The organism is Cupriavidus sp. 01L415, assembly GCF_056400065.1.
In genome coordinates this window covers 139767-156758 of record NZ_JBFTSP010000010.1, presented here as the reverse complement: position 1 = coordinate 156758, position 16992 = coordinate 139767, and the positions used below count along the sequence as shown (strand labels likewise).

Genomic DNA, 16992 nt, shown 5'->3' with positions numbered 1-16992 from the left:
GACCAACTGCGACGCAGCATTGCCGAATACATCCGGTATTACAATCACGACCGCATCAAGCTAAAGCTAAATGGGCTGAGCCCTGTGCAATACAGGACTCAGCCCTTGGCCGCATAACTTACCCGTCCAACTTTACGGGGTCAGTTCACTGCCCCCTTGTTTATTTCGATCGTGCCGCTTGTTCCCTTACTCCTTGTGGAAGAACTGCGCCAGCGACCACTCATCCGTCCGCGCCTCATACTTCAGCCCCTTGCGCATCGCCCACATGGCCAGCTGGCTGTGCGACGGGATGATTGCGTGATCCGCCAGCGCGAACTTTGCCGCCGCGCGGGCATTCTCCTCCCGGGCCTTGTCGCTCGTCACCGTGGTCAGCGACTTCTCGATCAACTGGTCCAGTTGCGGATTGCTGTACTTGCCCCAGTTCCAGGTGCCATAGCCGGTTTTCGGATTCGGCGTGCCTGTGATCGAGCGCAGCGCCACATCGGCCGCGGCCGAACCCCAGCCCAGCATCTCGAACGAGAAATCGCCTTGCCGCGCGCGCGTGAAGTACGCGGCCACCGGCAGCGTTTCCACCTTGGTCTGGATGCCGATGCGCGTCAGCATGCTGGCCGTGGCCTGTGCTACCTGGGCATCGTTCAGGTAACGGTTGTTGGTCGCGTGCAGCGTCAGGCCGAAGCCGTCCGGGTAGCCGGCGGCGGCGAGCAGCTTTTTGGCGCCGTCGGGGTCGTACGCGTCGGGCTTGGTGCCCGGATGGCCAAAGATCTGCGGCGACACGATCGACGACGCCGGCACCGCCAGACCCTCCATGATCCGGCTGACGATGGCATCACGATTCAGGGCCTTGCTGATCGCGTCGCGCACGCGGGCGTCCTTGAACGGGTTCTTGCCGAGCGGCTTGCCGGCCTTGTCGGTCACGTATGGCGGGTTATCGCGCGACTGGTCCATCTGCCAGAAGATCGTGCGCCAGGAGACCGCCTGTTCGATCTTGAATTTCGGATTCTGCCTGAGCTTCGCCACGTCGGCGGACGGCACGCTTTCGATCACGTCGACGTCGCCGGCCAGCAGTGCGGCACTGCGGGCGCCGTTGTCCGTCAGGATGCGGAAGGTCGCATGGTCCCATTCCGCCTTGGGGCCCCAGTAGTCGGGATTCTTCGCCATCACGATTTCCTGCCCGCGCGCAAAGCGCACGAACTTGAACGGGCCCGTGCCGATCATAGCCTTGCCGGAATCGAAGTCCGCCTGGGTCAGGTTGGCGGCGACCTTTTTCGGCATGATCGGCACGCTGTTCAGGTCGTTGGCCAGGTTGGCGTAATTGGGCACGCTCATGGTCAGGCGGACGGTCAGCGGATCGGGCGTGTCGATGCGCGCGATCGGCTTGGTGTAGCTTGTGAACGAGCCCGGGCTGTTGGTCAGCTTCTCCGGTCGCTCCAGCGACGCCTTGACGTCCTCGCTCGTGAACGGTGCGCTGTCGTGCCATTTGACGTTCGGACGCAACTTGATTTCCCACGTGATGGCGTTGACGGGCTTCCACGACAGGGCCAGTCCGGGGATGTAGCGCGCGTTCTTGTCCATGAACACGAGCGACTCGAAGATGTGCAGCGCGATGGCGTTGTTCGGGCCCGAGTTGTTCCATTGCGGGTCCATCGACGTGACGTCGGCGGCCAGGCCGATGCGCAGGTCCTCGGCATGCGCCACGCCCGCCGGCAGCAGCGTGAACGTGGCTGCGCCAAGCACGGCGGACAAGGTGGCCTGCAGCAGCGTGCGGCGGACGGCGGCGGATCGATCGCTGGCTTTCATCGGTGGGCTCCTCGTTCAGGGTCAGGCGGTGTCAGGGGCTTGCAGTGGCTTGCATACGCTCGCTTGCACTCGCGTTCGCTCGCATTGTGCCGGCAAATGTACATCGTTGCGCAATGCGGCGCAGCCCCCTGGCGGCGAGGCCGGTAAAATCGCGCCCATGTTTGCCAATTCCCGCACGATAACGTCGGCGCAGTCCGATATCCATGAGCATCTGGCCGCCCGCGTGGCGCGCCATCTGGCCGAGCCGTTCCGCAAGCCCGTGGGCGCGCCAAGCCAGCGCGCGTTCGATATGGCCATCGACGCCTGGCAGCAGGCCGGCGGGGCGCCGCTGATCCTCGACGCCGGCTGCGGCGTGGGGGAGAGCACGCTACGGTTGGCGACGCGCTTCCCGGATCACTACGTGATCGGGGTGGATCAGTCCGAGAAGCGGCTGACCGCTGGCAAGGACTGGTGGGAGGCGGCGATGCCTGCCAACTTCCACTGGGCCCGCGCAGATCTGGTTGACGTCTGGCGCCTGATGCAGGAGGCAAAGGTGCCGGTGGCGCGGCACTATGTGCTGTATCCGAACCCCTGGCCCAAGATCGGCCACCTTGGCCGGCGGTGGCAGGGCCACGCGGTGTTTCCGGCGCTGGCGGCCTGCGGCGACTATCTGGAATGCCGCAGCAACTGGAAGATCTACATCGACGAGTTCGCCGCGGCGCTGACGATGGTGGGCCGCCCGACAACGACCGAGGCCTGGCAGCCCGAGACGCCGATGACACCGTTCGAGCGCAAGTACGGCGCATCGGGGCAGGCGCTGTGGCGATGCGTCAGCGAGAGAACGTGACCTCTTGATCCCGCTCACGTAAAAAAGCCCGCTTTCGCGGGCTTTTGGTTCAGTGGAACAGCGGTTGCTGGGTCGGCGCGTCCTCGGGTAGTTCGGCGTGCACGATCTCGCCCGAGCGGTCTGCGTAGAGCGGCGTGCCGCAGTCCTCGCAGTACTCGGGGTCGAACAGCGCGGCATGGCGGAAAATTTCCTCCACGCCGGCGTTACGCAGTTCCTCGCAGATCTGCTCGAGCGGGTTGCCTTTCTCCTCGGCGTCCACCTCGCCGGCCTCGCGGCCATAGACGGGCCAGACGATGCCGTAGATCACATCCTTCTCGCCGCGCATGGTGAAGCCGACGCGGTATTCCTCGACGACTTCCTCGCCAAACGATGCCACCACCGCAGCCAGTTGGCCCGCTGGGACGTCCAGCGTGCCGCACAGGTAGTTGACGGCGGCGCGCACGGTCAGCGGGCGGATGCTCTTGTCCGATTCGCGGCACGACAGGAAGAAGGCGTCCGGCAGCAGCAGTTCAAACTCGCAGCCGGGCAGAAGCACGGCCACCGACGGCTGCACCTGATTGCGCCATTGCTCCAGGCAGACCGTGCGTTCGGCGTGATGCTCCTTGGCATCCTCCTGCCAGCGGAACAGTGCGCCTTCGTGCGGTGCCACCACCACGGCCAGCAGATAGCGCGGATCGGCCAGGATGGGCGCCGTCTCGGGCAGGTCTTTCAGGTCAACCTTGGGCACGGTGCCGGCAAGTGCGGCCGACGCCAGCTTGTGCGTCAGGGCGAAGGTGTCGCTGTGGGTGCGCGGGAGCTGGTCGATGCTGTACAGATAAGGGGACAGTGCAACCTTGGTGCTGGTGGCCAGTACGTGCGCCTGCAGGTGCACGGCCAGGGTCTGCGCCAGTTCGGGCTTTAGCGCGCCGGAGGGAATCGCGTAGCGGGTGTGGGCCAGGATCGGCGCGGCAATCAGCAGGGCATCGTGCAATACGCCATCGATCTCGAGCGTGGCCGATTCGGCGAGCGTCTCGGCCTGCTCGGCCAGCACGTCGGACGCATCGGCGTTGTGCTTGAACAAATGTTCCAGTGCGGCGTCCAGTGCGGTCTGGCTGCCGTTCTTCAGGAGACGGCCAAGCCGTTGCGACAGCCGCCGCTCCCAATACCCGTCCTCCATGCGACTGCCCGAGGCGTCCAGGGCGAGCGCGTCGGCCACCAGTCGCTCGGCATCGGGCGAGAGTCGGGGGGAAGACTTGGGGCGAAAACCTGCCATATGTAGAGACCGTCCGTTTTTCGTAAAACGGTATTCTACTCGCTGCGTTGACAAACACAGCGGCCCGGTGCAGGGCACGTCGCGATGGCCACGACCGATCGTGGCCGGGCGGTGCCCGAATGCGTGCCTAGGGTCGCACGCTTACTTCTGTGCGGCGGGGGCGTGGGTTTCGGTGCCGTGCTGTTCTCCGCCCATGGAAACGTCGCCACCGCCCTTGGTCAGCAGGTACAGGCAGGCGCCGGCCACGACGATGAAAGCGATGAGAATCTTAACCATGGATGTCTCCAGTCAGGGCGGGCGCTTGAAATTCTGCTGCGCCTCAAGGGTTGAGCGCCGGGGTGAACGCCAGTAAGTACATGACGGCCGGCGGTGTGAAGGCCAGTCTGGCAGCGCAGGCTTGCGTGGAACTTACGCGAGGGGGTGGGGATTACCCGGAAGCTGGAAAGGAAAACGGCGCACCGGGTGGTGCGCCGTTGGCTTGCCGCGCGGGCCGCGCCCCCGTGGGGGCGGGCACCGATCACGTGCTGACTACGCTGCCAGCAACTGGCGCAAAACAAACGGCAGGATGCCGCCGTGGTTGTAGTAGTCGACTTCGATCGGCGTGTCGATGCGCAGCAGGACCGGCACGCGCTGCGTGTCGCCATTGGCACGATGGATCACCAGCACCACATCCTGTTGCGGCTTCAGTTCGCCCTCGATGCCTTCCACGTCGAACGTTTCGTTGCCGATGATGCCGAGCGACTGCACGCTGTCACTGCCCTTGAACTGCAGCGGCAGCACGCCCATGCCCACCAGGTTGGAGCGGTGAATCCGTTCGAAGCTGCGCGCGATCACGGCCTTCACGCCGAGCAGTTGCGTGCCCTTGGCCGCCCAGTCGCGCGACGATCCCGTGCCGTACTCTTCGCCGCCAAATACCACCGTGGGCGTGCCCTCGGCGACGTACTTCATGGCGGCGTCGTAGATCGACATCTCGTCGCCGGTCGGCTGGTGCAGCGTAATGCCGCCTTCCACACGCGAGCCGTCGGCCTTCAGCGGGATCATCAGGTTCTTGATGCGCACGTTGGCAAACGTGCCGCGCATCATTACCTCATGGTTGCCGCGGCGCGAGCCGTAGCTGTTGAAGTCGGCCTTCAGCACGCCGTGAGACAGCAGGTACTTGCCTGCCGGCGACGTGTCCTTGATGGAGCCGGCCGGGGAGATGTGGTCGGTGGTCACGGAATCGCCAAACACGCCCAGGGCACGCGCGCCGCGCACGCTGGCGCTGGCTTCGCCCGGCTGCAGCGTGAAGTCCTGGAAGAACGGCGGCTCGGCGATGTAGGTGGACGTCGGCCAGTCGTAGACCTGGCCCTTGGTGCCCTTGATGGCGGCCCACAGCTTGCTCGGCTTCTTCACCTGCTCGTAGTTGCCCTTGAACGTCTTGGCGTCCAGCGCGTACTTCAGCAGCGACTGGATCTCTTCCGAAGTCGGCCAGATATCGCCCAGCCAGATGTCCTTGCCGCCGCGGCCCTTGCCGACCGGCTCGGTCATCAGGTCGCGTGTGACATTGCCGGCGATGGCGTAGGCCACCACCAGCGGCGGCGATGCCAGGAAGTTGGCGCGGATGTTCGGGTGGATGCGTGCTTCGAAGTTGCGGTTGCCCGACAGCACGGCGGCAGCCACCAGATCGTTCTGGACGATGGCTTCGTTCAGCGCCGGGGTCAGGTCGCCGGCGTTGCCGATGCAGGTCGTGCAGCCATACGCGGTCACGCCGAAGCCGAGCTTGTCCAGGTACGGTAGCAGGCCCGTGGCGGTCAGGTACTCGGTCACCACGCGGCTGCCCGGGGCCAGCGAGGTCTTGATGTGCGGCGCAACGGTCAGGCCGGCTTCTACCGCCTTCTTGGCCAGCAGGCCGGCCGCCAGTAGCACGCTCGGGTTGGACGTATTCGTGCACGAGGTGATGGCGGCGATCAGTACGTCGCCGCTCTTCACCTTCACGCCGTCGGACGTGGTGTACTCGCGGTCCAGCTCGGCGGCGTCCTTGTTGAAGCCGTTCTCGGCCACCGGCTTGGTGAACAGCGATGCGAACGTGCTCTTGACGTTGCCGATCTCGATGCGGTCCTGCGGGCGCTTCGGGCCGGCCAGCGACGGGGCCACGGTGCCCAGGTCCAGCGACAGCGTGGTGCTGTAGTCGATGTCACCGGCGCGCGGCACGCCGAACATGCCCTGCGCGCGGAAGTAGCCTTCGAATGCGGCGATTTCCTCTTCGGTGCGGCCCGTGCCCTTGAAGTAGTCGATGGTTTTTTCGTCGACCGGGAAGAAGCCCATCGTGGCGCCATATTCAGGGGCCATGTTGCCGATGGTGGCGCGATCCGGGGTAGTCAGGCTGGCCGTGCCTTCGCCGAAGAACTCGACGAACTTGCCGACGACTTTCTCGCGGCGCAGCATTTCGGTGATGGTCAGCACCAGGTCGGTGGCGGTCACGCCTTCGCGCAGGCGGCCCTTCAGTTCCACGCCGACGACGTCAGGCGTCAGGAAATAGACCGGCTGGCCGAGCATGCCGGCCTCGGCCTCGATGCCGCCGACACCCCAGCCCACCACGCCGATGCCGTTGATCATGGTCGTGTGCGAATCCGTGCCGACCAGGGTGTCCGGGTAGTACACGCCTTCCTTCTTGTGCACGCCGCGGGCCAGGTATTCCAGGTTCACCTGGTGGACGATGCCGAAGCCGGGCTGCACCACGCCGAACGTATCGAAGGCTTGCATGCCCCACTTCATGAACTGGTAGCGCTCGTTGTTGCGCTGGAATTCCAGTTGCATGTTCAGGTCCAGCGCCTTCTTCTCGCGGAAGTGGTCGATCTGCACCGAGTGGTCGACCACCAGGTCCACCGGCACCAGCGGCTCGATCTTCTTGGGGTTCTTGCCCATCTTCTCGGCCACGTTGCGCATGGCGGCCAGGTCGGCCAGCAGCGGCACGCCCGTGAAGTCCTGCAGCACCACGCGTGCGACCACGAAGGGGATTTCGTCAACGCGGTCCGCGTTGGGCTTCCAGTTGGCCAGTTGCCGGACGTGTTCCTCGGTCACCTTCTTGCCATCGCAATTGCGCAGGACCGATTCCAGCACCAGGCGGATCGACATCGGCAGACGCTCGATCTTCACGCCCAGCGCTTTGCCCAGCTGGGGCAGGGAATAGTACTGGCCGCGGCCGCCGGAGCCGATCTTGAATTCTTTCAGTGTGTTATTGAGATTGTGGGGCATTGCCTGACTCCAATCGAAGGATGACGCGGGACTCGACTTCTGGACTTTCTTCTTCTTCAGACCCCGGTGCACGTAAGGGTTCCGCCGCCTGTACGCGGCGCGGCCGGAGCCCGGACGCGCACCGTTGCAACAAACTCAGAGCGACCGCGTGGCGGGTGGTCCGCCACGCGGGGTACGGCAAGGTATGACTTTACTGCTTCGGCGCGGCCTGGGCAGCCGGCTGTTGGGCGTCGGCGGCCTGTTGCGGAGCCGCCGGGGCCATCAGCAGCGGCGTGGTCGCCGGGGCGCGCAGGGCGCCGGCTTGCGTCGGCGCGGAGCCACCGGCCTGCATGTCGGCGTTCTGGCATTCGTCAGCCAGGCGCTGACCCAGGTTCTTGTTGAACAGCATCGCCTTGCTCGGGATCACGACCAGATCCAGGCCGGACCGGGCATCGAAGTAGCGATCGGCTCCGGTGACGGTGCTCTGGCGCGGCAGGCGGTAATCCTTGCCCTGCCAATGCACGGTGAGCACCTCGTCGCGCTGCATGTTGCCGCTGATATAGAGGGCGTTGCCCAGTTCGCATTGCCACTTCTCGCCCGACGGCGTGACAGCGGCTTCCGCGGGGGCGGCCTTGGCGGACTTCTTGGCAGGCGCCTTCTTGGTGGCTGCCGGCTTCTTGGCGGGTTCCTGCGCCATGGCGGTGCTGGCAGCGGTCAGGGTGAGGGCGCCAAGCAGGGTGGCAAGCACGATCTGTTTCATTATGGGTTTCCTTCCGGATTTCAAAGTAGTCAAAAAAAGCTCGTTCTAATAATGGTCCGGGCGGGGCACCGGGGGGCGCTCCGGCAACTTTCCGCCGCTATTCTCTACGATTTGTCTGACCGGGCGAAGTCCATCATTCATTGGTTACATAATCGGACGCGGATCGTTTGCCATGGGGCACATGGAGCCCGGAAAGGGCAGCTTCCGCGCGCGGCCACGTCACCTGCGCGTCGGTCCCGCCTCAGTCAAAAAACAGGTCTGCCACCGGGCCGGGCAGGCTCTTGCCCGTGGCGTGGGCGCGCTGCAGCAAAGACCAGTAGTAGCGATAGCTGGCGCGGTCGTGCAACTGGCCATCATGGCGGATCGGCGCCCAGTTGTTCTCATGGGCTGCCAGCAGGATCTGGCTGGCGGCGCCAATCTCGCCGTCGCTCGGGCGGAACGCCGCCACGATCGGCGCAATCTGGCCCGGATGGATACTCCACTTGCGCAAGTAGCCAAATTCGGCGCGGGCGCGCTGGGCATCGTCGCCGGCTTGCTGGGGGTTCTGCACGTCCGTGCTGACGTTGTGCGAGGGCACCTTGCCGTGCCGGTGGCAGGCGGCGGAGATTTCCAGCATCGCGCGGCGGATCAGCGGGTGCTCGAACTGGCCGGGCGAGCGCATGGCGTTGCCCGGGATGGCGCCGTGGTGGGCGGAAACAAAGTCCATCAGACCAAAGCTCAGGCATTCCACCTGAACCAGCGCGGCAATGTCGAAGGCCTGCTCGAGTGCTGCGTGTGTCTCAATCAGCACGTGAATCGGGATGTGCCGCGCAATGCCGGCCGACTTGGCCACGTGGTTCACGTGGTCGGTGATACGGGCCACCTCGACCACATCGGTCACCTTGGGCACGACCACATAGGCCAGCCGCGCACCGGCCGCGGCCACCAGGATGTCGATGTCTTCACGCCAGCTTGGGTGGGCGGGATCGTGGATGCGCACGCCCACGCGGTTGTGCGCGTTGTCCGCGCTATTGATGAGCTGTGCGCAAAGCATCGCGTGCTCGCGCTCCAGGCCCACGGCTGCGCCGTCCTCGCAGTCGAACGTGATGTCGAACACGGGTCCAAGCTCTTGCTGCAAGGCAAGCGACTTGCGCATGAGCTTTTCGCTGCCGGCATAGTGGTCACACACTGGCAACTGGACCGGAATGGCTTCGCCCTGGAACAAGACCTCGGATGGATGCACGTTGAATACGTATGAGAACAGGGGTTAATGAGAAGACAAAGTCGACGCCCAAGAAAAAACCGGGGTCCGCGCCGATCTTCGAATCGATGCGGGACCCCGGTTTTTCATGAGCGGGAAGCTCCGGAGATCAGCCCAGCAGGTGTTGCACGCCGGCACGCTCTTCTTCCAGTTCCTTGAGCGTGATGTTGATCTTTTCCTGGCTGTAGGCGTCGATTTCCAGGCCCTTCACGATTTCGTACTTGCCGTTGGCGGTGGTCACCGGGAAGCCGAACATCACATCCTTCGGAATGCCGTATTCACCGTTCGACGGGATGCCCATCGTGACAACCTTGCCGTTCGTACCCAGCACCCAGTCGTGCACGTGGTCGATGGCGGCATTAGCGGCCGAGGCAGCCGACGACAGGCCGCGCGCCTCGATGATGGCGGCGCCGCGCTTGCCGACGGTCGGCTGGAACACGTCGTTGTTCCAGACCTGGTCGTTGATGATGTCCTTGACGTTCTTGCCGTCGACGGTGGCGTAGCGGTAGTCGGCGTACATGGTCGGGCTGTGGTTGCCCCACACGAACAGCTTTTCGATCGACGACACCGGCTTGCCGGTCTTGGCGGCGACTTGCGACAGGGCACGGTTGTGGTCCAGGCGCAGCATCGCGGTGAAGTTCTCGCGCGGCAGGCTCGGGGCCGACTTCATGGCGATGTAGGCATTGGTGTTGGCCGGGTTGCCCACCACCAGCACCTTCACATTGCGGCTGGCCACTTCGTCCAGTGCCTTGCCCTGCACAGTGAAGATCTGGGCGTTGGCTTCGAGCAGGTCCTTGCGTTCCATGCCCTTGCTACGCGGACGGGCACCCACCAGCAGGGCCACGTCGACGTCCTTGAAGGCGACCTTGGGGTCGTCGGTGATGACCACGCCAGCCAGCAGCGGGAACGCGCAGTCTTCCAGTTCCATCACCACGCCCTTGACGGCGGCCTGGGCTTGCGGGAGGTCGAGCAGTTGGAGGATGACCGGCTGATCTTTGCCGAGCATGTCGCCGTTGGCGATGCGGAACAGCAGGGAATAGCCGATCTGGCCAGCGGCGCCGGTGACTGCGACGCGCATTGGGGCTTTAGCCATGAGTAATTCTCCAAACGAAAAGAGGGGGAAACCGGTCGGCGGCGGCCGCGGAAAGGGGGCGGCGCGTCACCGGGTGCTGGTCGCGTGTCGCCACGGGGCAGGCGGGCATCCGCCGGGAGCCCGCGGCATTGCCCGTGGCCGGCGACAAGGTGCGCGCGAGCCATTTGCATGCGTCGAGGGCGACAAGGCGTAAGTCTACTACTGCTGCGTGGTGTGCCGCATCCGGACGGATTCGCGAGCAGGGTTTTGAGCTCCCTGGGCGGAAGTCGGCCAGCGGCGGCTCCGCGGACTGCGCGAGTGTAGGGCGGCCCCTGATTGATGTCAATTCATATGTCTTATATAAGACATAAGACATTTCATAGCGCGCTGGACGCGATTCTCGCTTTTGTGGTGAAATCCGGCCTATGTCATCCCTGCCTACGCCCTTGTCCGCCGCGACCAACCCTGGCGCGCCGGAATCTGGCACTGCCCCGAGCGGTGCCGGGGCGCAGCCGTCCGCGAATTCCCCGTCGTCCCTGCCTGCCGCGCAGGGCGTGCCAGCCGGCGCCAATCCGTCGCCGACCTTCAGCCCCCTGTACCAGCAGATCAAGGCCCTGATCACGCAGAGCCTGCAGTCCGGCGAATGGAAGCCGGGCGACATGATCCCCAGCGAGATGGACCTGGCCGCCCGCTACAAGGTCAGCCAGGGCACGGTGCGGAAGGCCATCGACGAACTGGCCGCTGACAACCTGGTGGCGCGCCGGCAGGGCAAGGGCACCTTCGTCACGACGCACTACGAGGATGTGGTCAAGTTCCGCTTTCTGCGGCTGGTGCCGGACGAGGGCGAACCCCATTACGGCGCCAGTCGCGTGCTGGAGTGCAAGCGGCTGCGCGCGCCGGCCGAGATTGCCCGGTTGCTGGATATCCGCACGGGCGACAGCGTGGTGCAGATCCGCCGCGTACTGACTTTTTCGAATGAAGCCACGGTGCTGGATGAAATCTGGCTGCTGGGCGCGAACTTCAAGGGCCTGACGGCCGAGAAGCTCAACGAGTGGAAGGGCCCGATGTACGCGCTCTTCGAAGCCGAGTTCGGGACGCGGATGATCCGCGCCACGGAAAAGATCCGGGCCGTCGGTGCCGATAATACGGCTGCGGAGTTGCTGTCCGTGGAGCCGGGCTCGCCGCTGCTGTCGGTGGAACGTGTGTCGTTCACCTATGGCGATCGTCCGGTGGAGGTTCGCCGCGGACTGTATGTCACTGCGCGGCACTATTATCAGAACGACCTGAGTTGATGACCGGAAGCGATGGACGGGCAGGGCGGCGTGCCGATTGTTGCGGCATGTGGCCACGCTTGTGCCTACCATTGCGGATGGCGAGTGCAATCGCCGGAAATGCCCCGTCCGGCTATCGTGCGCGAATTGTTGCGTGCGATTGTCGGGCACGCCGGATTGGTGCGCGATAGCTGAAAATTATTGGTGCGCTGCGCAACAAAGGCGCTAAAATCATCGGGATTTGCTCCAGTGCATCCATTTGCATCCAGCGACACCCACGCGCAGGATCCAAACCAGTGCGTCCACGGTACCTGCTGTGGCGCATGTATGCAATCCGGGGCAATGGCAGTTTCGTTCTTTTGCAGTTTTTTTCTTACCGCAAATGGGGTCTCGCATGGCTGAAGCCGTCAAACAAGCCAGGCCGGAGTTCCGGAACATCGGTATCGCGCAAATCTCGCGCTACCGGTTGCCCTGGGCCGGCAAGGTATCCATCCTGCATCGTGTCAGCGGTGCAATGATGTTTCTCCTCCTTCCTTTCGTTCTGTACCTGTTTGAGCAGAGCGTCACCTCCGAACTGAGTTTCGCAAAGTTCTCGGCCCTGCTGTCCAACGGCTTCGTCAAGCTGGTGATCCTGGCGCTGATCTGGGGTTATCTGCATCACTTCTGCGCCGGCATCCGTTTTCTGCTGCTCGATGTGCACGTTGGCGTTTCCAAGCCCGCGTCCGCCAAGTCTGCCGTATCCGTGCTGATCGTCAGCCTGCTGCTTACCCTGATTTTCGGGCTGAAGCTTTTCGGCCTGTTCTGAGGAGAATCAAGTGGCAAACAACAATATCGGTCCCAAGCGTCTCGTCGTTGGCGCGCACTACGGTCTGAAAGACTGGCTCGCGCAACGCGTCACCGCCGTCATCATGGTGATCTTCACCGTGGTGCTCGCCGCGGTGTATCTCGCCTTCGGCAATCCTTCGTACGAAGGCTGGTCGGGTCTCTTCGCCAATCAGTGGATGAAGATCCTGACGTTCCTCACCATCCTCTCGCTGCTGTTCCACGCCTGGATCGGCGTACGCGACATCTGGATGGACTATGTGAAGCCGATGGCCGTGCGCCTCGTGCTCCAAGTTCTTACGATTCTGTGGCTCGTCGGTTGCGCGGGCTACGCTGCTCAGATTCTCTGGAGGGTGTAATAAATGGTCGCAGTCAAGACTGGATTGCCGCGTCGTCGGTTCGACGTGGTCATCGTCGGGGCGGGCGGCGCCGGGATGCGCGCATCCCTCCAGCTCGCAGAAGCCGGCCTGAACGTGGCCGTGCTGTCGAAGGTTTTCCCGACCCGCTCGCACACCGTCGCGGCGCAGGGCGGCATCGGTGCCTCGCTCGGCAACATGAGCGAGGACAACTGGCACTATCACTTCTACGACACGATCAAGGGCTCCGACTGGCTGGGCGACCAGGACGCCATCGAGTTCATGTGCCGTGAAGCGCCGAATGTCGTGTACGAGCTCGAGCACTTCGGCATGCCGTTCGACCGTAACGCCGATGGCACGATCTACCAGCGTCCGTTCGGCGGCCACACCGCCAACTACGGCGAGAAGCCCGTGCAGCGTGCCTGCGCCGCGGCCGACCGTACCGGTCACGCGCTGCTGCACACGCTGTATCAGCGCAACGTCCGCGCCAAGACCCACTTCTTCGTCGAGTGGATGGCGCTGGACCTGATCCGCGACGAGGACGGCGACGTCCTGGGCGTGACCGCGCTGGAAATGGAAACCGGCGAAGTCTATATCCTCGAAGCCAAGACCACGCTGTTCGCGACCGGCGGTGCCGGCCGGATCTACGCGGCTTCCACCAACGCCTTCATCAACACCGGTGATGGCCTGGGCATGGCGGCGCGTGCCGGCGTGCCGCTGGAAGACATGGAATTCTGGCAGTTCCACCCGACCGGCGTGGCCGGCGCGGGCGTGCTGATCACGGAAGGCGTGCGCGGCGAGGGCGGCATCCTGCGTAACAAGGATGGCGAACGCTTCATGGAGCGCTATGCGCCGACGCTGAAGGATCTGGCGCCGCGTGACTTCGTCTCGCGCTCGATGGACCAGGAAATCAAGGAAGGCCGTGGCTGCGGCCCGAACGGCGACTACGTGCTGCTCGACCTGACCCACGTCGGTGCCGAGACCATCATGAAGCGCCTGCCGTCGATCCGCGAGATTGGCATGAAGTTCGCCAACGTCGACGCGATCAAGGAACCGATCCCCGTCGTCCCGACCATCCACTACCAGATGGGCGGCATTCCGACGAACTTCCACGGGCAGGTGGTGGTGCCGAAGAACGGCAACCCCAACGAGGTCGTCAACGGTTTCTACGCGATCGGCGAATGCTCGTGCGTGTCGGTGCACGGCGCCAACCGCCTGGGCACGAACTCGCTGCTGGATCTGGTGGTGTTCGGTCGTGCGGCCGGCAACCACATCATCGCCAACGCCTCGAAGCAGAAGGAGCACAAGCCGCTGCCGGCCGATGCCGCCGACCGCGCCATGTCGCGCCTGGCCAAGCTGCAGGCGACGTCCTCGGGCGAGTACACGCAGGACGTGGCCAACGACATCCGCCGCAACATGCAGTCGCATGCCGGCGTGTTCCGGACGCAGAAGCTGATGGACGAGGGTGTCGAGCGCATTCTGGAAGTGGCGGAGCGCGCCAACAATATCCACCTGAAGGACAAGTCGAAGGTCTTCAACACCGCGCTGGTGGAAGCCCTCGAAGTGGCCAACCTGGTGGAAGTGGCCAAGGCGACGATGATCTCGGCCGCGGCCCGCAAGGAATCGCGCGGCGCCCACGCGCACAGCGATTTCCCGAACCGCGACGACCAGAACTGGCTCAAGCACACGCTGTTCTACAGCGAAGGCAACCGCCTCGACTACAAGCCGGTGAAGATGGAGCCCCTGACGGTGGAATCCGTTCCCCCGAAGGCCCGTACCTTCTGAGCACCGCATCGTAGAGAAAACAGGACCCACAGAAATGAAGCGTATTTTCGAAGTCTACCGCTACGATCCGGACAAGGACGCCGCACCCCGCATGCAGACCTACGAGGTGGAACTCGACGGTCACGAGCGCATGCTGCTGGACGCACTGGTCAAGCTGAAGAAGCTGGATGAAACCATCTCGTTCCGTCGCTCGTGCCGTGAAGGCGTGTGCGGCTCGGACGCGATGAACATCAACGGCAAGAATGGCCTGGCCTGCCTGACGAACATGCGCGAGCTGCCGGACCGCATCGTGCTGCGTCCGCTGCCCGGCCTGCCCGTCGTGCGCGACCTGATCGTCGACATGACGCAGTTCTTCAAGCAGTACAACTCGATCAAGCCGTTCCTGATCAACGACGAGCCGCCGCCCGAGAAGGAGCGTCTGCAATCGCCGCAGGAGCGCGACGAGTTGGATGGCCTGTACGAGTGCATCCTGTGCGCCAGCTGCTCCACGTCGTGCCCGTCGTTCTGGTGGAACCCGGACAAGTTCGTCGGCCCGGCCGGTCTGCTGCAGGCTTACCGCTTCATCGCGGACAGCCGCGACCAGGCTACCAACGAGCGTCTGGACAACCTGAACGACCCGTACCGCCTGTTCCGTTGCCACAGCATCATGAACTGCGTCGACGTGTGCCCGAAGGGTCTCAACCCGACCAAGGCCATCGGCAAGATCAAGGAACTGATGGTCCGCCGCGCGGTATAAGGGCGCGGTATAAACTGCCTTCTGCCACCACGCAGAGCCAGCGCAGTGCCGTAGTTTGCAGTTGATGTAGTCGATGTAAGCGGCGCGTCAGCCCGGTGAGGTATATCCGGGGACGCGCCGATCGCAAGAAGGCTGACCATGAGTCTTTCCACCACTTTCTCCCATCAGGCCGATCCGCACAAGCGCGCCCGTCTTCGCTGGCGTGCCCGCCGCGGCCTCCTGGAGAACGACATCATCGTCGAACGTTTCTTCAACCGTTACGAGGAGAGCCTGTCCGATCAGGATGTGGCATCGCTTGGCGAGCTGTTCGAGCTGAGCGACAACGAGTTGATGGACCTGCTGCTTGCCCGCAAGGAGCTGGACGGTGAGCTCGACACGCCCCCGATGCAGCGGGTCCTTGGCCTGCTGCGTTCGGTCTGAGTTTGGTCAACACTATTATTCACAGTATTTGAAGGAACCGACATGACGCCGTCCGATGTGAAAGCCACGCTATCGTTTTCCGATGGTTCCCCCAGCGTTGAGCTGCCGATCTACAAGGGCACTGTTGGCCCGGACGTGATCGACATTCGCAAGCTGTACGGACAAACCGGCAAGTTCACCTATGACCCGGGGTTCATGTCGACAGCTTCGTGCAACTCGAAGATCACCTACATCGATGGTGACAAGGGCGAACTGCTGTATCGCGGCTACCCGATCGAGCAACTGGCACAGAAGTGTGATCACCTCGAAACCTGTTACCTGCTGCTGAAGGGTGAGCTGCCCAACGCCAAGCAGAAGGAAGAATTCGTAAACAGCGTGATGAACCACACGATGGTTCACGAGCAGCTGCAATTCTTCCTGCGTGGCTTCCGCCGCGATGCCCACCCGATGGCCGTGCTGACGGGCCTGGTGGGTGCCATGAGCGCGTTCTACCACGACGCCATGGACATCGACGATCCGCACCAGCGCGAGATCTCGGCCATCCGCCTGATCGCCAAGATGCCGACCCTGGTCGCCATGGCGTACAAGTACAACATCGGCCAGCCGTACATCTATCCGCAGAACGACCTGTCCTATTCGGGCAACTTCATGCGCATGATGTTCGGTACGCCGTGCGCCCCGTACACCGTGAACCCGGTGCTGGAGCGCGCGCTGGACCGCATCTTTATCCTGCACGCCGACCACGAGCAGAACGCCTCGACCTCGACGGTGCGCCTGGCCGGTTCGTCGGGCACGAACCCGTTTGCCGCCATCGCCGCCGGCGTGGCCTGCCTGTGGGGTCCGGCCCACGGCGGTGCGAACGAAGCCGCGCTGAAGATGCTGGAAGAAATCGGCAGCGTCGACCACATCAACGAGTTCATCCGCCAGGTGAAGGACAAGAACTCCGGCGTGCGTCTGATGGGCTTTGGCCACCGCGTGTACAAGAACTACGATCCGCGCGCCAAGCTGATGCGCGAAACCTGCCATGAAGTGCTGAACGAACTGGGCCTGCACAACGACCCGCTGTTCAAGCTGGCCATGGAACTGGAAAAGATCGCGCTGGAAGACGAGTACTTCGTGAGCCGCAAGCTGTACCCGAACGTGGACTTCTACTCGGGTATCGTGCAGCGCGCGCTGGGCATCCCGACCTCGCTGTTCACCTGCATCTTCGCCCTGGCACGTACGCCGGGCTGGATCTCGCAGTGGGAAGAGATGATCACCGATCCGGAATACAAGATCGGTCGTCCGCGCCAGCTGTTCAACGGCAACGCCGCCCGCGACGTGCCGGATATGGCCAAGCGCTGATCCTCGGGCGGCACTCGCCGCCTTGCAGTGCAGCAAATTCGAACGCCCCGGCTTGCCGGGGCGTTTGTCTTTGGGTTGCAACAGGTTGCGTCATGCCG

16 protein-coding genes are annotated in these 16992 nt (G+C 63.8%); 9 read left to right on the top strand and 7 right to left on the bottom strand.

Going from position 1 to position 16992, the window contains the following annotated elements; all coding sequences use genetic code 11:
• The first annotated feature begins 6 nt into the window (after positions 1-6).
• A complete protein-coding gene (locus AC1DOX_RS17215; protein ID WP_441618306.1) occupies positions 7-117 on the top strand; it encodes an IS3 family transposase in 111 nt (36 codons plus the stop codon).
• Between the two features lie 69 nt (positions 118-186).
• Here the strand turns inward: AC1DOX_RS17215 and AC1DOX_RS17210 are convergent, their stop codons facing one another.
• Positions 187-1797 (bottom strand): ABC transporter substrate-binding protein, encoded by a 1611-nt coding sequence (locus AC1DOX_RS17210; RefSeq protein ID WP_441624060.1) that lies wholly within the window; start codon positions 1795-1797, stop codon positions 187-189.
• Positions 1798-1954: 157 nt separating this feature from the next.
• Between AC1DOX_RS17210 and trmB the strand changes: the two genes are divergently transcribed.
• Positions 1955-2623 carry a tRNA (guanine(46)-N(7))-methyltransferase TrmB gene (gene trmB, locus AC1DOX_RS17205; RefSeq protein ID WP_441624058.1) on the top strand — a complete coding sequence of 223 codons (669 nt, stop codon included), beginning with the start codon at positions 1955-1957 and terminating at the stop codon, positions 2621-2623.
• 49 nt (positions 2624-2672) lie between these two features.
• On the opposite strand, the gene AC1DOX_RS17200 is transcribed toward trmB, so the two are convergent.
• From AC1DOX_RS17200 to AC1DOX_RS17175, 6 genes are all read right to left on the bottom strand, one after another.
• Complete coding sequence (locus AC1DOX_RS17200) at positions 2673-3875, bottom strand: DUF2863 family protein (RefSeq protein WP_092134610.1); 1203 nt, start codon at positions 3873-3875, stop codon at positions 2673-2675.
• Positions 3876-4016: 141 nt separating this feature from the next.
• Entirely contained in the window at positions 4017-4151 is a 135-nt protein-coding gene (locus AC1DOX_RS17195; protein WP_255371071.1) for a hypothetical protein, read from the bottom strand.
• 252 nt (positions 4152-4403) lie between these two features.
• Positions 4404-7109, bottom strand: a complete 2706-nt coding sequence (acnA, locus tag AC1DOX_RS17190; protein WP_092134609.1) for an aconitate hydratase AcnA — start codon at positions 7107-7109, stop codon at positions 4404-4406.
• A 190-nt stretch (positions 7110-7299) separates the two neighbouring features.
• The gene (locus AC1DOX_RS17185) at positions 7300-7848 is read right to left on the bottom strand and encodes a hypothetical protein (protein WP_092134607.1); all 549 of its coding nucleotides are present in this window, start codon (positions 7846-7848) and stop codon (positions 7300-7302) included.
• 241 nt (positions 7849-8089) lie between these two features.
• Complete coding sequence (locus AC1DOX_RS17180; RefSeq protein ID WP_441624055.1) at positions 8090-9070, bottom strand: HpcH/HpaI aldolase/citrate lyase family protein; 981 nt, start codon at positions 9068-9070, stop codon at positions 8090-8092.
• Positions 9071-9197: 127 nt separating this feature from the next.
• The gene (locus AC1DOX_RS17175; protein WP_092134604.1) at positions 9198-10181 is read right to left on the bottom strand and encodes a malate dehydrogenase; all 984 of its coding nucleotides are present in this window, start codon (positions 10179-10181) and stop codon (positions 9198-9200) included.
• Between the two features lie 404 nt (positions 10182-10585).
• On the opposite strand from AC1DOX_RS17175, the gene AC1DOX_RS17170 reads away from it, so the two are divergent.
• The 7 genes from AC1DOX_RS17170 (at position 10586) to gltA (ending at position 16894) form a co-directional block, all read left to right on the top strand.
• Positions 10586-11452, top strand: a complete 867-nt coding sequence (locus tag AC1DOX_RS17170) for a GntR family transcriptional regulator (RefSeq protein ID WP_477101459.1) — start codon at positions 10586-10588, stop codon at positions 11450-11452.
• A gap of 373 nt (positions 11453-11825) precedes the next feature.
• The gene (gene sdhC / locus AC1DOX_RS17165; protein WP_092134601.1) at positions 11826-12236 is read left to right on the top strand and encodes a succinate dehydrogenase, cytochrome b556 subunit; all 411 of its coding nucleotides are present in this window, start codon (positions 11826-11828) and stop codon (positions 12234-12236) included.
• Between the two features lie 10 nt (positions 12237-12246).
• Positions 12247-12612 (top strand): succinate dehydrogenase, hydrophobic membrane anchor protein, encoded by a 366-nt coding sequence (gene sdhD, locus AC1DOX_RS17160; protein ID WP_092134599.1) that lies wholly within the window; start codon positions 12247-12249, stop codon positions 12610-12612.
• 3 nt (positions 12613-12615) lie between these two features.
• The gene (gene sdhA / locus AC1DOX_RS17155; protein ID WP_092134597.1) at positions 12616-14394 is read left to right on the top strand and encodes a succinate dehydrogenase flavoprotein subunit; all 1779 of its coding nucleotides are present in this window, start codon (positions 12616-12618) and stop codon (positions 14392-14394) included.
• A 34-nt stretch (positions 14395-14428) separates the two neighbouring features.
• Complete coding sequence (locus AC1DOX_RS17150; RefSeq protein ID WP_092134596.1) at positions 14429-15130, top strand: succinate dehydrogenase iron-sulfur subunit; 702 nt, start codon at positions 14429-14431, stop codon at positions 15128-15130.
• Positions 15131-15268: 138 nt separating this feature from the next.
• A complete protein-coding gene (locus AC1DOX_RS17145) occupies positions 15269-15550 on the top strand; it encodes an FAD assembly factor SdhE (protein WP_092134594.1) in 282 nt (93 codons plus the stop codon).
• Between the two features lie 42 nt (positions 15551-15592).
• Entirely contained in the window at positions 15593-16894 is a 1302-nt protein-coding gene (gene gltA, locus AC1DOX_RS17140; RefSeq protein ID WP_092134593.1) for a citrate synthase, read from the top strand.
• The last annotated feature ends 98 nt before the right edge of the window (positions 16895-16992 follow it).